This is a genomic window from Pseudoalteromonas sp. JC3 (genome assembly GCF_030291895.1).
Lineage (GTDB): Bacteria > Pseudomonadota > Gammaproteobacteria > Enterobacterales > Alteromonadaceae > Pseudoalteromonas.
The window spans coordinates 54,484-70,406 of record NZ_CP127856.1 but is presented as its reverse complement, the minus strand read 5'-3'; the positions used below and the strand labels follow the sequence as shown (position 1 = coordinate 70,406).

At 40.8% G+C, this 15,923-nt stretch carries 8 protein-coding genes; 4 read left to right on the top strand and 4 right to left on the bottom strand.

Features of this window, described 5'->3' with window-relative positions; all coding sequences use genetic code 11:
- Positions 1-171: 171 nt before the first annotated feature.
- Both bfr (QSH61_RS19155) and bfr (QSH61_RS19150) read left to right on the top strand, forming a co-directional pair.
- Positions 172-639, top strand: a complete 468-nt coding sequence (gene bfr / locus QSH61_RS19155) for a bacterioferritin (RefSeq protein WP_010607507.1) — start codon at positions 172-174, stop codon at positions 637-639.
- A 17-nt stretch (positions 640-656) separates the two neighbouring features.
- Complete coding sequence (gene bfr, locus QSH61_RS19150; protein ID WP_010375235.1) at positions 657-1,121, top strand: bacterioferritin; 465 nt, start codon at positions 657-659, stop codon at positions 1,119-1,121.
- Positions 1,122-1,153: 32 nt separating this feature from the next.
- On the opposite strand, the gene QSH61_RS19145 is transcribed toward bfr (QSH61_RS19150), so the two are convergent.
- The gene (locus tag QSH61_RS19145; protein ID WP_010607506.1) at positions 1,154-1,348 is read right to left on the bottom strand and encodes a (2Fe-2S)-binding protein; all 195 of its coding nucleotides are present in this window, start codon (positions 1,346-1,348) and stop codon (positions 1,154-1,156) included.
- A gap of 481 nt (positions 1,349-1,829) precedes the next feature.
- Between QSH61_RS19145 and QSH61_RS19140 the strand changes: the two genes are divergently transcribed.
- Positions 1,830-6,317, top strand: coding sequence for an EAL domain-containing protein (locus QSH61_RS19140; RefSeq protein WP_206471115.1), 4,488 nt, complete (start codon positions 1,830-1,832; stop codon positions 6,315-6,317).
- A gap of 28 nt (positions 6,318-6,345) precedes the next feature.
- Here QSH61_RS19140 and QSH61_RS19135 read toward each other — a convergent pair whose 3' ends face one another.
- From QSH61_RS19135 to QSH61_RS19125, 3 genes are all read right to left on the bottom strand, one after another.
- A complete protein-coding gene (locus tag QSH61_RS19135; RefSeq protein ID WP_206471116.1) occupies positions 6,346-9,129 on the bottom strand; it encodes a hybrid sensor histidine kinase/response regulator in 2,784 nt (927 codons plus the stop codon).
- A 117-nt stretch (positions 9,130-9,246) separates the two neighbouring features.
- The gene (locus QSH61_RS19130) at positions 9,247-10,137 is read right to left on the bottom strand and encodes a cation diffusion facilitator family transporter (RefSeq protein ID WP_010375246.1); all 891 of its coding nucleotides are present in this window, start codon (positions 10,135-10,137) and stop codon (positions 9,247-9,249) included.
- A 506-nt stretch (positions 10,138-10,643) separates the two neighbouring features.
- Positions 10,644-11,129, bottom strand: a complete 486-nt coding sequence (locus QSH61_RS19125; protein ID WP_206471117.1) for a GAF domain-containing protein — start codon at positions 11,127-11,129, stop codon at positions 10,644-10,646.
- 74 nt (positions 11,130-11,203) lie between these two features.
- On the opposite strand from QSH61_RS19125, the gene QSH61_RS19120 reads away from it, so the two are divergent.
- On the top strand, positions 11,204-15,898 hold the full coding sequence (locus QSH61_RS19120) for an ATP-binding protein (protein WP_206471118.1): 4,695 nt from the start codon (positions 11,204-11,206) through the stop codon (positions 15,896-15,898).
- The last annotated feature ends 25 nt before the right edge of the window (positions 15,899-15,923 follow it).

Genomic DNA, 15,923 nt, shown 5'->3' with positions numbered 1-15,923 from the left:
TTACTGATCCTACTCAAAATGAAATAACAATAATTTGCATTGTTAGGCCAAAACATCAACTTAAATGCGAATTATAATCAATATATAACACCATGTTTTATAAAGATTTTTCATTGACACATCACATAAATCCGTTAGACTAGCTGCATATTCACAGTTTGAGGTAACAGCATGCAAGGTAAACAAAAAGTCATCGACGCATTCAATAAGCTATTAGCCAATGAGCTTGCAGCTATCGATCAATATTTCATCCATTCACGTATGTACGAAGATTGGGGGTTGAGCAAACTATACCAACGCCTTGAGCACGAACGTGAAGAAGAAACCACGCATGCAGATTGGTTGATCAAACGCATTCTTTTCTTGGAAGGGGTACCTAACATGACAAAACGTCGTGATCTACTCATCGGCCAAGACGTTAAGTCCATGATGGAAAACGACCTAAAACTAGAGCTTGAAGTTGTCGAATGCGTTAAAGAAGCAATCAAAATCTGTGAAGAAGAGCAAGATTACCAATCTCGAGAAACGCTTGAAAAGCTGTTGTTTGATACAGAAGAAGATCATGTTTACTGGCTAGAGCAGCAAATTCGCCTGATTGATCTTATCGGTGCTCCGAATTATATCCAATCTCAGCTTTAATATTAAGGACTCGACAAATGAAAGGTGATAGAGAAGTAATCGTAGCGCTTAATAAAGTTTTGGCCAATGAGTTGGTAGGTATCAACCAATACTTTTTGCACGCACGTATGTTTAAAGACTTCGGTTTTAGCCAGTTAGACAAAGCGGATTATAAAGTCTCAATACAAAAAATGAAAAACGCTGACCGCCTTATCGAGCGAATTTTGTTCTTGGAAGGCCTTCCTAACTTACAAGATTTAGGTCGTTTAAAAATTGGTGAAAACAGCGCTGAGATGATTGATTGCAATATGGCATTTGAGCAAGCGTCTTTGGTCGACCTCCAAGCAGCAATTAAATTGTGTGAAGAAAAGCAAGATTACATCAGCCGTGAAGCGTTAGATAAAATCCAAAACGAGCAAGAAGAGCAAATTGACTGGCTTGAAACTCAGCAACATCTAATTAAGGTGATGGGAATAGAAAACTACTTACAGTCTCAACTATAAGTATTTAATTGAGGTTGCGTGATAATGTACTGTTACGCAACCTGATCAGTGACATCAACAATCGCAATCAGCTTTTCATTTAGAATTTTCTTCGCACAGTTACAGCACTTTCCACACTGCTTACCAACAGATAATGTCTGGCTAAGATCACGCATTGAACGAGCACCATCGTCTATCGTCTCTGCAATCTTTTTATCTGTAACACCATGGCAAATGCACACGTACATAAATGAAAACCAATCTCAAACTCATTAACTGAAAACAAGTCTAATCTAAACGATAACAATTATCAACACATACCTTAGCTATAAATGCGAATTATTTTTCTTTGTAAGCTGCAGCAAAGACTTCGTTATTCACACTTCGTAAAACGTCGTACTCAAGCCGACGTTTATTTCTATAAAATTAAGAAAAATCCAGTAAAACTGCTACGCTTAACTTAACCAGATGAGTGTCACTTTAAACATGAGAGTTTGGGTGCACTTTCACCCAAGAAGATTGTTTTGTTTGCTACAAATGACAAACCTTAAACATGTATAAATTGTTAAATATATTGCATAAAAACCAAGGTTTAAGTTGATTTCAATCTAGCATTTCCGCTAGACTTCGCGTCACCGCTAACAGTTTTATTAGCGCGGATCAGCTTAGTTTGATTTGGTAACATGTTGTTAAAGGACTAAATGAGATTGGATAGAGAAAGGTCTTTTAATGAAGCAAGCGCTATTGTGTTTTTTTATATTATTATCTTTGTGTTGCATAGTCGCGCCTAGCCACGCCCATAACTTCGGTCAATATACTTCTCGTTTCTCTGTTGAGGAAGGGTTAAGTCAATCAGCAATCACCGCCATCACACAAGATAAACATGGCTTTATTTGGATCGGTACTCTTCAAGGCTTAAACCGCTATGACGGCAATCAAATCGTTAGTATTGCAGCCTCTCAGGGTCTTGATGAGCAAGAAATAGTTGGGTTATTCAATATCTCGAATGACGAGTTACTGATCTCTACTGGTATCAGCGGTGCGTTTTTACTGAATGTTGATGACTACACAGTTCAACAAATCTACGACGGTAAACGTCAAGACAACAACGCAGCTCCAAAACCCATCGCTACAGCCATTGCTCATCGAGAAAATATCATCTTCTCCATTGAAAGTGACCTCTACACATTAGATCGCGATACGTTAAAGTCAGAATTACTCACTCACTTCGCACCAAGTAGCTACATTCGCGCCATAAACGTTATCGGTAATTTTGTGATTATTGGTACAACGGAAGGTCTATTCACCTATTCTCTTGCGACCGGCAATGTAGAGCAAATAAATTACACAGATTCAAAGTCAGAACTCAGTCATGATGTTAAATTACTCAAACGTGACCCATCGTTGGGGTTACTCGTTGGTACTGTAGAAGGCTTATTTGTAATTCCAGTCAGTAATCAAACACTTGTTGCTTCAAAAAGCTATGAGCTCGTTCCTGAGAAAAATATTTGGGGACATCAAATCACTCCCTATGGCGAGTTTATTGCTACCGAACATGGATTGTTGCTTATTGATAGAAGAAAAAAAACCAGTTCAAAGGTGCTTTCCTTAACCGAAGGGCAATATCGTCTCACCAACCCCAGTATCACTAACCTTTACGCAGATAGAAACAATAACCTATGGATGGGCACGTATAATGATGGTGCATATTTATGGCCTTCAAGCTCGCTGCGCTTTACAACATTTATAAACACCCAAGACAGATTTGCCAATAACAATATCTGGTCGATTCACCCTACCAACAATAACACGGTACTCCTTGGTACGGATAACGGCATTAATGAGTTTGATTTGAGCACCCAGCAATTGAAATCCAGTTACCTGCAAAATAGAGACCCAAAAGCGCTGTACGGAGCAGATGCTGTATTCTCTATTTTTAATTCTTCATATTTCGACAAAAATACATTTCTTATACAAACAACTCAAGAGACCGCACTATTTAACACCGACACCAAACAGCTAAACCCAATTACGCTTGAAAATGGTGACAAACTTGAACCATATAGCTGGGGTATCGCTAAGTACTCAGAAAGTAAGTTTCCATTTATCAATAGCAACGGGTTTTATGAATATGATGCTGCCACTAGTACAGTGCGGGCATTAGAAGGACTGTCAAAGCAGCTGGCAGCGGCACAGAGCTTTTTGATCCTACCGCCTTTGGATACGACTAACGATGAATATTGGATAAGTACGGACATCAGTTTGGTCAAATATAATGAGTCAACAGATACCCTAACAACAATTTACAACAAATCGGATAAGCACTTGGTCTCCGCCGTTAATAGTTGGGTAGTAGATAGAGCTGGAACACTATGGTTGGCAACCTCAACCGAAGGTCTAGTCGGGATCAATAAAGATACTTACGCCGAAGAATACAAGCTAACCACTGAACAAGGTTTGATGAGTAATGCTATCTACAATCTCCAGTTAGATAGAGATGGAATGATTTGGGCCAGCAGTCAACGCGGCATGTTTAAATTTGATCCAATAAATAAAGTATTGGAAACCTTTGGAACGAATCAAGGCCTGCCGACGCTTGAGTTTAACGGAGGGGCAGCAGCAGCACTTGAATCTGGCAAGCTGATGTTCGGTACAGTCAACGGCTCTATCACTTTCGATCCGGAACAGTTTTCAGATGGCGCGGTTAAGCGCCGCCCACTACTGGTCACTCAAATGGATATTTTAAGCAGGGATCAAACCTACTTAGCACCTGATGCAATTTTGCAAGCATTTGATTTTAAGTTTGATGACATGGGCATTGAGCTACAGTTTTCTGATTTTGACTTCAATGCCAATCATCATATTCAATACCAAGCTTCTTTGCATGGTCCAAGTGCACTTATGTTTTCAAGCTTAAAACGAAACAAAGTATTTCTAAATCAATTACTCCCTGGTGATTATCAGTTAATCGTTGCACCGCGTTCGCTTGACGGTGATGACCTGAGCAACGCACTCAACTTGCGCTTTCATGTTGCTCACTCTCCATGGCGCTCGCCTGTTGCATTAATCTTATACAGTCTAAGTGCATTCGCGCTAATATCGCTCGTCGTTATTAAGCACAAACAGAAACAACGTCAGCTTGAAACTGCACTTAAAGCCGTTACGCATGCAGGAAGGCAAACGAAGCTGGCGTTAAAATCAACCAAAAGCGGCGTTTGGTCAGCAGATGTCGTTGCACGCCAAATCACACAGCAGCGCGCCGAAGCGCTTGGCTTTGAGAGTGATACTATGACGTTGCAAGAACACTATAACGCCATTCATCCGGATGATAGAGAAGTTGTCGAGCGTGCTTGGAAGAAATTTATTTCTAACCCGACCAAAGAGCAGCTTTCTCTATCTTATCGACTGCGCTGCACTGACAATAATTGGCACTGGTTTCACGACTTTGGCCAAGTCGCAGAGTTTGACGCACAAGGCAAAGCCACTGAACTACACGGTATTTATACCAATGTAACCACGCAAAAAGCGAACCAGATGCGCGCAAATATGCTGGGTGAGGCCTTCAGCCAAGTGAACGATTGGATTGTGATCTTAGACCCTAACTTACAGCCCATTTCGGTCAATAGTAGCTTCTGTAGAGCATTTCAACTACAGGAAAACGAAGCGTTAAACGACTTAACGACTGAGCGTTTTGTTAATGCCATCGGGCAAAAGAAGTTCCACGGTTTAATTGCAAATTTAAAATCTCTTGGACCAAATCAATATCTAAGACAGGAAGTTCAAGTTACAGACGGCTGGGATAAAGTGCATCCAGTTCAACTAAGCATTAGCGCGGTTTCCAAGGACAATGTGAATCTCCAATACTTCGTGGTCGTTGTTACCGATTTGACTGAGCAGAAAAAAGCCGAGAATGAACTTAGATATCTCGCCAATTTCGACGCTTTGACGGAGCTGCCGAATCGCAGCTTAATGCTACAGCACATTGAATTTGCGCTGTTTAACGCAAACAACACACAGCAAAGCTGTGCCCTACTCTTTATTGACTTAGATAAATTTAAACCAATTAATGATGCCTATGGACATCATATTGGCGATAAACTACTGGTCGCGATAACTAAGCGGATCAAAGAGCAAATTAACAATAATTGTATCTTAGCAAGGCAGAGTGGCGATGAGTTTCTTGTGCTAATTAAGTCCTTCCCTAGCATCGAATATGTGAGCGAGGTAGTCTCCCGCTTAGTGAAGCACATACCCGAACGTATCGAAATTGATGGGATCACCATGAGTGTATCTGCCAGTATTGGCGTTGCAGTTTACCCGTTTGATGCACCGGACTCAGAATCCTTAATCCGTAACGCGGATATCGCCATGATCCATGCAAAGCAATCGGGAAGAAATGCATTCAAGTTCTTTACTGAGACAATGAATGAAGAGATCAGTAAAAAGCTTCGGTTAGAAACCGCAATGAAAACGGCAGTTAAAGACGGTGAGTTTTTCAATCACTATCAGCCTATCATCAATACCACAACGGGTCAGCTTGCAGGCGTTGAGTTACTCATGCGTTGGCGCAATAATGACATGCTAATTCCTCCATGCGATTTTATTCCAATCGCTGAAGAAAGCGGCTTGATCGAAACCTTGACTGAGCAAGCGCTTATCAGAGCCTTAATAGAATTGCGTCCATTGTTTACACAAGAACCAGACTTTTATTTATCTCTTAATTTAAGCGCGGTACATATTTTACGCTCAGATATCGCACACCAGTTCACTGAGATTTTAAAAGCGCATGGTCTTACTAATCGTTGCTTAAGACTTGAAATCACCGAGTCAATTTTTATGTCTGATATGGTTAAGGCACGAGCAACTATCAACGAAATGAAGCGGGCTGATTTTATATTGCTACTCGACGACTTCGGCACTGGCTTTTCTTCACTCACGTATCTGAATGAGTTCCCTCTTGATATTATAAAGATTGACCAAGGGTTTGTACGCAATATGAGCGCAAAACCCGCGAATAAATCTATCATTAGAACCATTTATTTATTGGCGCAAAGCTTAAACATGAAGTGTATTGCAGAAGGTGTCGAGACAGAATCTCAGCTTAATTATCTAAGAGACGTAGGCTGTGAATATATGCAAGGCTACCACTTCGCAAAGCCTATGGCGATTGACGATTTGCTCGCATTTTACGAACAGCATGAACGCTCACGAGCTTGATCGCGGGTTGGGTGGGCTAGCCTAAGCGTTAGCCCTTATCTTGCGTTTCACTATCAGGCAGTTCTGAGCGCTGCCATTCACTAAGCTTTTGATAAAGTTCGTTAATATCAATGGGTTTAGCAATAAAATCATCCATGCCTGCCTGGATACATTTTTGTTTATCTTCTTCGTAGGCGTTCGCTGTTATCGCAATAATATGTGGATTGCCGTATATATTTGGCTCGTTTCTGATCGCTTTGGTACAAGCAAAGCCGTCCATATTCGGCATTTGGCAATCCATTAAAACCAAGGCATAGTTTTTCGCCTTCATTGCAACTAAAGCTTCGACTCCGTCGTCCACTTTATCTAACAAGCAGTGCGTTTTCTCTAGCAACTTACCAACAACCACTTGGTTAATTTTATTGTCTTCTACCAATAGAACATCGAGGCCATTAAAATCAGGAGCCCCTACTTCTTGTTGCTCTCTCTTAACCCCCTGCCCTTTTGAAGCTGGAATATCTACATAGAATTTACTACCGAGCCCAAGTTCACTGTGAATGCTTATCTCGCCATGCATCGCTTCGACTAGTTTTTTAGAAATAGCTAAGCCAAGTCCGGTACCACCAAACTTTCTTGTGGTTGAAAGGTCTGCCTGAGTAAACTCATGGAACAACGTTTCCTGTTGCGCTTTTGAAATGCCAATTCCAGTGTCAGCAACAGTGAACTTTAACATCCCACTCTCATAATGGACGGAAAGTGTTATGTGGCCTTTGTTGGTAAACTTTCCAGCATTGCTGAGTAAATTATTTACCACTTGTGACACGCGTAGTTCATCTAACTCAAGGTATGTAGGGAGTTCAGCCCCCTTCTCGTACTTAAACTCAACACCATATCTGACGTTAGAAATTTTGAAAATGCTGACCAGACTGTCGAGCATTTCTTGTAAATTCACTGCCCGGCGTTCTATTTTCAAAGCCCCCGCCTCAATTTTAGAATAATCCAAAATATCATTGAGGATAAGCATCAGGTTCTTTGCCGACTGCCGTATAATTGTTATTTGGTCTGCCATCTCATTGCTAAGACTTTGCTCTCTGATCAAGCTATCCGACATACCGATAATTCCATTTAACGGCGTTCTAATTTCATGACTCATATTGGCGAGGAACCGGCTCTTGGAATGATTAGCAGCGTTAGCGGCTTCTACGGCTTTGGTTAGCTCTTCCGTTTTCTCAGCAACTTGTTGCTCTAACTCACGATTGAAGTCGGTAAGCTTGCGGTTAAGTCTTTCGTTTTCTAGGCTGGCTTGGTTTTGTTTTGTAAAACTCAGTGTTAGCTTAAAAGCCAGCTGATTGAACTGTTGCTGCAACTCAATTATTTCTAAAAAGCTGCTATCTGCATTCGCCGAATTTTCGATTAAAGTTGAAGGTTCGTAAGCACGAATATCATGACTGAGCGCCACAATTGGACGCACCAACAATCGCGTGAGCTGACGGACAAAAATAGAGCTCAATACAATAATCGCAAGCGCAAGTCCCAATGCATCTGACCAAGCTTCAGCAGCAACTAAGTTAAGATATTTACGGTCAAGCATAGTGATAACTGACCATTCATATTGTTTAGATACCGCAGTTTGTTTAAATAAGATCTGCTCAGTCGAGTCTTCAAAAGTTGAGGATTCCTTATCAAATAGGGCTTGCAACACCACATCACTTGGCATATCTAGGGTTTTAAATTCGGTCTTTAACGAGCTATAGACAACCCTTTTGTGTTTATCCAACACAATCAAATTGGCATCTTCAGCAAGAATTTTTGGAATAAAGCGTTCAAATGAACCAAATATTAAAGACCCTTCCACAATCCCCCTAAACTCTTCAGCGATAAAGATTGGTGCTGAAATTGCGACAATAGGCGCTTCATCAAAACCACGTCCTTGAAATATGCCTGAAACAAATCCTTCTGGGTATTCGGGAGCTTTAATAAAGTAGTCTCTATCTGACACATTGGCGTTTGTTCCCTTCATCGTCTCAGCAAAATGCTGCGGATAAAGGTGAGTAACATTAGCATCTTTGTCCGCAACAATCGCGGTTCTAAAATTAGCATGAGTTTTTAGCAACCGCTCAATAACATAATCAGCATCAATCCCTAAGGATACATCCGTTGCGGATATCACCATCGCGCGACGGTATGCATCAAGGTAGTCATCAATTTGAGCGACTATAGAACCGGAGGCTTCTTCAAGCTGTGTTTTTATCTCTGCTTCAATTCTTTTATAGTAATTGTTTGTCAGCACGACGGTTGTCATTAATACAACTAAAACGATAACAAGGTTGACGGTAGAATTCAGAATTTGATTGAGCGGCATCCCTTGCCATTTGCTGCGAGTAAAGAAAAAGCTCAGCAAGTCGACCACAGCGAGGCAAATACCAGCGTTGATTAGGTACTTAGCAAGTGCAGTGAATATAACGAGTAACGGCAGTTCGAGGGCAAAATAGCCAAAAATAAATAATGCAGGTAACCCCAACAAAATCCAATAAACGATACCCCGAACAAAAAATGGCTTGGCGAAACGGACGCAGACAAAGTGAAGCCACAACACTTCGAAGAAAAAAACCACAGAAGGCCAAGCATGCTCCCATCGATACCAAATAAAACCGGCACCTATAATCACAGCGATGATGGCATAGCGCCATCCGCATAGCAGCAGGATAAATAATACAAACAGCTGGCCAAAAAGGAATTCAGAACTATCCAAAAACCAAATTGGCAACAGATTGGCCAGCCCGCCAAGTACACCTAAGACTAAAGTTATGATGAGCGCTTGCTTTTGATTCAAATGTTACATCACCGGTTTTTGATATTGCCTATGTATAACAATAAAAAATATTTTAAAACCTGCCAAGGTAGTGCAACAAATAACTAAAAAATATATCACACATTGGGTTTATTTTCCCTAATGATGAGGGCAGTCATGGCTCTCTATTTGTAGCACACTACTCAGCACATTAAAGGACTTTTTCAACGCTTCTTCCACTTCCACGCGACACGCTGAATCATGAGATTCGATAGTACAGTGATGCTTTAATACCACATGTGCACCAACGACAACCGCCCCATCAATTTTGCTAACCGTAATATTATGGGCGCTTTCAACATGCTCCGTAGACACAATCGTTCTCTCAACTTCTTGAACCGTAGGTAAAACTTCTGGGGGTGTAGCAAGTCCTTTAAGACAAGCAATTATCACCTTAATTCCTGTGAACAATACAAAGACAGAAATCAGCATGCTCGAGAGAATATCAACCACCTCCCAGCCTGTGAGGTGTATAATCACACCTGCGATAAATGTCGATATGGTGGACAGTAAATCAAAAAATGAGTGCAAGAAAACAGCATAGACGTTAATACTGTCTTTACGGCCTTTGTACAGCACCCAAGCGGAGGCCCCATGAAACAAAAACCCAATTGCAGCAATCATAGACATTAAATAGCTATTCACCTCTAGGTCATGACCGCCCGCATGATGAGACAATCGCTCACTCCCTTCGAGCAAGATAATTACCGCAATTGAAAGGTAGAGAATGCCATTGATAAGTCCACCGGTATATTCAGCACGCTTGTAACCATCGTTATATGTTTTAGCAAGATAAACTGCCACACTTGACGCTATCAACGCGATAAATAAAGAACTATTGTGCACAAACAAGTGTCCAGCATCAGCTAACACAGCGAGAGAATTAGCGTAATAAGCACCAATAACTTGAATGATCATAAAAGAGCAAGTGATTGCAAGCGCAATCAATAATCTTCGGCGAGAAGCTTGATGCGTAGTGATATCTGTCATGAAATGAGTCGTGTACCTAATTTAATATAAGATGCTACGTACAACCACAGCATAAGATGGAGCCACTTGACTAAATGCACCTCACCTTATCTTTTTATACCGTGTAGGAAAAAGCTGTGATTCAAAAATACAGAAATAAATCTAGAAATATACGTAGTTAACCTGAGCTTAGGATAATTAATGCCTTTCTAGCAGCCAACTTTAGCGCTAACTACGTTGAATTCACTTCCAATAGCCAGCTATTGGTGCGCAAATTCGCCTAGTTATCATCAAAACTCTCTGGCTAGATAAGGTAGTAATTTAATGTTACTTTAGAAACAATGAGTTACCTCATTCCTCATCTAAACCTCAGGTTAGTTATCGTTTAAACATTGCCCTAAATGGCAATGATATACAGTCTCAATTGTAACGTTTCCACGAGCTAAATGCACTAACATTTGCGGCTGTAACGGCCGACTTTATAGAAAATTTTGACACCCATCGCTTTTACTTGCGGTAAAGTACAATTAGATTTTTTCCAACTGAGTCACAACGTCGGTTGCGATTTGCTTTAATATTTCACAATCAGCTTCACTCAACTCTCGGGGTTCTATATCGATAACACATACGGTCCCAACGCGAAAACCGCTGGACAATATGATAGGAGCACCAGCATAAAATCGAATATGAGGGGCATTTAACACCAAAGGGTTATCCATAAAGCGAGGATCTTCGAGCGTATCATGAACCACAAATACCGTGTCTTCTAATATTGCATGACCACAAAATGAAACATCGCGAGACGTTTGCTCAGCATCCAATCCAAAGCGAGATTTAAACCATTGCCTGTTCTTGTCAACAAGACTCACCAATGCAATTGGAGCATCAAAAACATGGGCAGTAAATTGAGTAATTCGGTCCAATTCAAGTGTTGGTTTTGTATCGAGTATCGCAAGCTCCCTAAGCGCATGTAACCTAGCAGGTTCGTTTTTAGGTACCTCAGGGATTTTCATAATCTACTTACTTAATTAGACAGTGTTTATATTTCTACTATAGTTTGTTTTGTGAGATAACGCAGGTGGCAAATGTGAGCAAGTATTTTAAAATAATCTCCCTAACTCTTTTTTCCCTAGTCTGCTTAAGTGGTTTTTACCTTGAAATTAACGAGTTTAATAAAAATCGTGTAGTTCACCAGAGTCTGACTTTATACTACAACAACCTTTCCGCCCTAGATAAAGCGATTGAAGTGATCTTTAGTCTGCAACGTGAACGCGGCATGTCTACGGGGTTTAAGTCCGAAGAAGAACACGACGCGCGACTACTTGCATATTATCAGGAAACGGACGAAAAAATAATAAGACTCACTGCTGAAAAACTCACGAGCATTAATAACTTCGATCAGTTTCAATTGACCATAAAAGACGATATACAAACACTGAGAAAGCTCAATAGACAGGCAAATATCAACCACGAGCAACTATTTCTTCGCTACACAATTTTGATTAATCACTTAATCGATACAGTCCGAACCATACAAACTGAGCAGTCCTTCATCCATAATTTTGGTAGCAATGAGAATAGAACTCAGTACCAGAATATTCACACACTTATCAGAGCAATTGAGTTAGGGGGCAGACTCAGAGCTAAGATCAGCCGATACCTAACGGCAGATGAAGAGCCCACTAGATTAAGTGCAATGAGAAGCGCGCTACAATACTACGCCACTCATGTCACACTGATGGACAGCCTCAAAGATAATCAAAATACCGTACAGCTATACAATGCCGCTACGGCGTCTAGAGAGTATGACTATGTCACCTCAGCCCTAAACCGCTTTAGCCGTGGAGCTGAAATCAACTTACCACACTATGTGTGGTGGGATAACAGTACTGCCTATTTGAACTTGCTCGCTAGTGGCAGCCTGAATTTACTTGAATATATGAAGGACTCTGCTGCCGCATCTATGCAAAATTCACAAGAGCGAGCTCAAACCTCACTCATTATCTCTTTGATCATTGCGCTGCTTTATATCATTTTAATTTGCCTATTGATTAGAGCGTTTACCGAATTAAAAATATATAAAACGGCACCGCTTAGAACGCAAACTGCACAGCTCATTGTGATATTTTCGTCAGTACTTGCCGTGCTATTTGTGGAACATTTTGCAAGCCAAAAGCAGCTATTATATCTCTCTGAAGTGCAAACTCTTAGGCAGCTAAACAACCACTCATTGGAGCGTATCAACCACCTTAAAACGCTATGGTATAAGCCACATATAGAAAGCCTTAGATATGCTAGTATTAGCACCAATGCCGATCTCGCTAAACCATCTCAGTTGCAAACGCTAGCCGTGAATAATCTTAATAACACTCCGTATGTAGACAAAAGCCAGATCGCGTCGTTTTATTCTCAATATCAAGAAAGTCTGCACCGAGGAGGGGTAGTTACACAAATCATAAAAGGTAATGATGGTCACCGTATATTGATTATGACGGGTCTTGGGCTATCCGATAAGGGGCTGACGGACACACTGTATTGGTACGAAGCTCAACTAGATGTGTTACTTGGCAGCCTAGAACTCAGCCTTGATACTCGCCTAGAAAACGCATCGGGTTACTACACTATGCAGGAAGTCGAGGCGATTAAAATTAGCGGCACGCATACTCCACTAAGTCAATTACTGCTTACTAATAATATTGACCAAACCGACTTTCTAAGTGCAAAAATCTGGGATCAGGAGCTTCAAGTGGGTACCTACGCCTATTCACGTGAAGCGTTTAATCAAGATCTCTTCTACACTATAGAAATTAAGTTTATCTGGCAGGTGTTGTCATTAGTTGCATTTTGCTTATTTGGCTTAGCAATTAGCTATCGCGCCCAACAAAAAGCAAAATTAGACAAGCAAGCTGCAAAAGACGCTATCCAAAAGCGCCAAACTTTATTGAATTCATCTGAGAAGCTTGCCGCCATCGGCAGTTTTGAGGTGGCTGTTGGACAACACCTAGCACATACCTCTGAAGGCTTTAGGACACTGTTTAACTTAACTCCCGAACTTGAGTACCATAATTTAAAACCAATTATAAAATTACTCGATAGTGACAATAGGAAGAAGTTACAATCAAACTTACGTTCCTTAACTCACGATCAATCTAGTGAATTTCAATTAACAATAAGCGACGAGTCTTCAACTAGATATCTAAATGTCATTTTCAATTTAAAATACTACTCAAGTGAAAATTCGCAGTTTGTTGTCGGGGTCGTAAAAGATGTAACGAATCAAGTTAATGAAAGCAATCGCCAAAAGAGAATCCAGAAGGAGCTCGTCGCCGCGAGAAAAGAGGCCCTAGAAAAAATGCATGAGGCTGATGTGGAAAGAATGTCAGCGCAGCATTTACTCAAAGTCCAAAAGTCGACAGAAAAGCTGCTTCAAGAAGCCATTGATTCATTCCCAGCATTTATCCTGCTAATTGATGAAGACCAGCATATAGCCATGCTGAACCAGTTTAACGAACACATCAAAAGAACTGATCACAACGAATACCAATTCATGGGAAGCTCTCTCAACAAAGGCTCTGACGTTATAGCATTTATTACCCAACTGCCAATGACAGACAATAGCGAATTACTGTCCATGTTAGAAGAGGCAAAAGACAAAGAGCAATATCAAGCACTAACAACGTGCCAGTATGTCAGTGAAGATATCCTGCACTGGTTCAACGTGTTAGTGAAAAACATCACCACAGATTCAGGGAAATACACCCTCATCTATCAGAATGATATCACTAAAAGTATCAACTTTTCTGCAGAGCTTGAGCAAGCTCGCATAAAAGCAGAGCAAGCAAGTGAAGCAAAGTCTCGGTTCCTCGCAACAATGAGTCACGAGATAAGAACGCCGATGAACGGCGTGGTAGGCATGCTGGATATTCTTGCCCAATCTAACCTTGATCATGAGCAATCTCACCTCACCAAAGTCGCAAAAAGTTCAGCATTGGTGCTACTTCGAATAATTAACGACATATTAGACTTTTCAAAAATCGAAGCTGGAAAAATGCAACTTGAATCAACACCATTTAGCTGGCAAGAAATTATTAAAGAACTCGCAGAGCTCCTTGCATATCAAGCGGACTCTAAAAAGCTCAAGCTTGCCTTTTATCTTTCGCCACAGTTACCGAATTGGCAATTAGGAGATCCGGTTAGACTGCGCCAAATTTTATTAAATCTAATCGGTAACGCGTTAAAATTCACCAAAACTACCGCCACAGCCTCCGGCTTTGTAGAAGTGACTATTGGGCGTTCTCCCGATGATGGTTATATGGAAATTAGCGTGAAAGACAATGGTAAAGGTATGTCCGAAGAACAAGTAGAAAACCTTTTTAAGCCATTTGTTCAAGCAGATAGCAGTATTCAACGCCAATATGGCGGTACTGGACTGGGCCTTTCCATTACCCACAAACTTGTTGCCATGATGGAGGGGGAAATTGACTGTAGAAGCCTAGAGGGTTTTGGCAGCAACTTTATTGTCACTCTGCCATACTGTGAAGTGCCAAAACAAACCAGCGCTATTAGCTTAACCTTAGACAGACTAAAAATTGCCGTAGTGGGCGACGAGGACAAATTTGAAAAAGATCTGCAAAATCAACTTCGCATCTATGAAGCCCAATGTGAAATATTCCCTCGAGAACTCTTTAATGCGCAACTAATTGATAGTCAACAATTTGATTATCTCGTTATCACTGCAGAAGCATTTCAACAACTCACTACAGAAGGAAAAGAAGTTTTCATCGCGGAAAGCGAGTGCAAGTATATTTTACTAGACAATAATCAGGATAAGCTTCCGCATGCAAATAATATCAACGTCTCAAACCTCGCGCTATATCCTTATTACGCTTATAAAGTCGTTTCACACATCGCCACCTTAGAAGGGCTAATCGACAGTGAATCAACAAATGACGACAGCGATACTAAATTTAAGACATTGCCTACAATTAGTGATGCCCAAGCACTTAACAAGCTTATCTTAGTCGTTGAAGACAATGTTTATAATCAGGATTTATTCAAAAGACAGCTGGCACTGCTAGGCTATCAATGCATTATCGCCGACAATGGTAAAGTTGCCTTGCAGCTACTCGAACAGTATCACTTTTCGCTTATTATTTCGGATTGCCATATGCCAGTGATGGATGGCTATGAATTCACAAAACAGCGTCGCGAGCATGAACGTGAACGCAATCTAGAGCACATTCCTATCATTGCAGCAACGGCTAATGCGTTAGACGGTGAGAAAGATATTTGCTTTAACGCCGGGATGGACGATTACATTGCAAAGCCCATTGTCTTGCAGAAATTAAACAAAAAGCTAAAAAAATGGTTTTCGAGCAACATTCCAACAAACAGCCAAGGAGCGGAGAATGCTTCCTCATTGATGGAGGAACTAGATGCGCCAACCAGACATATCGACTTGGTGATACTCAGTGAATATGTAGGTACAGATAAAGAGTTACAGAGTATTTTCTTAAGAAGCTTTGTCGACGACACGAAAAAACTGTTACAAGGGGTAGACCTAGAACATCCTGAAAGTGTCAAGAATATTGCACATCAAGGGAAAACCTCGGCGAAGGCTGTTGGCGCAACACAACTCTCTGAAAAAATGGCAGAACTTGAACATGCAGCAGGTGAAGGTAAGCAGATAAAAATTGAAAATTTATTGAATCAATGTTTGATGCTTTTTGATAATGCACAAGCTGAAATCGCTTCTATACTTAATGTGGAAGATCTCACGTAACACGTGCTAAAAATTCAGGTCTAGT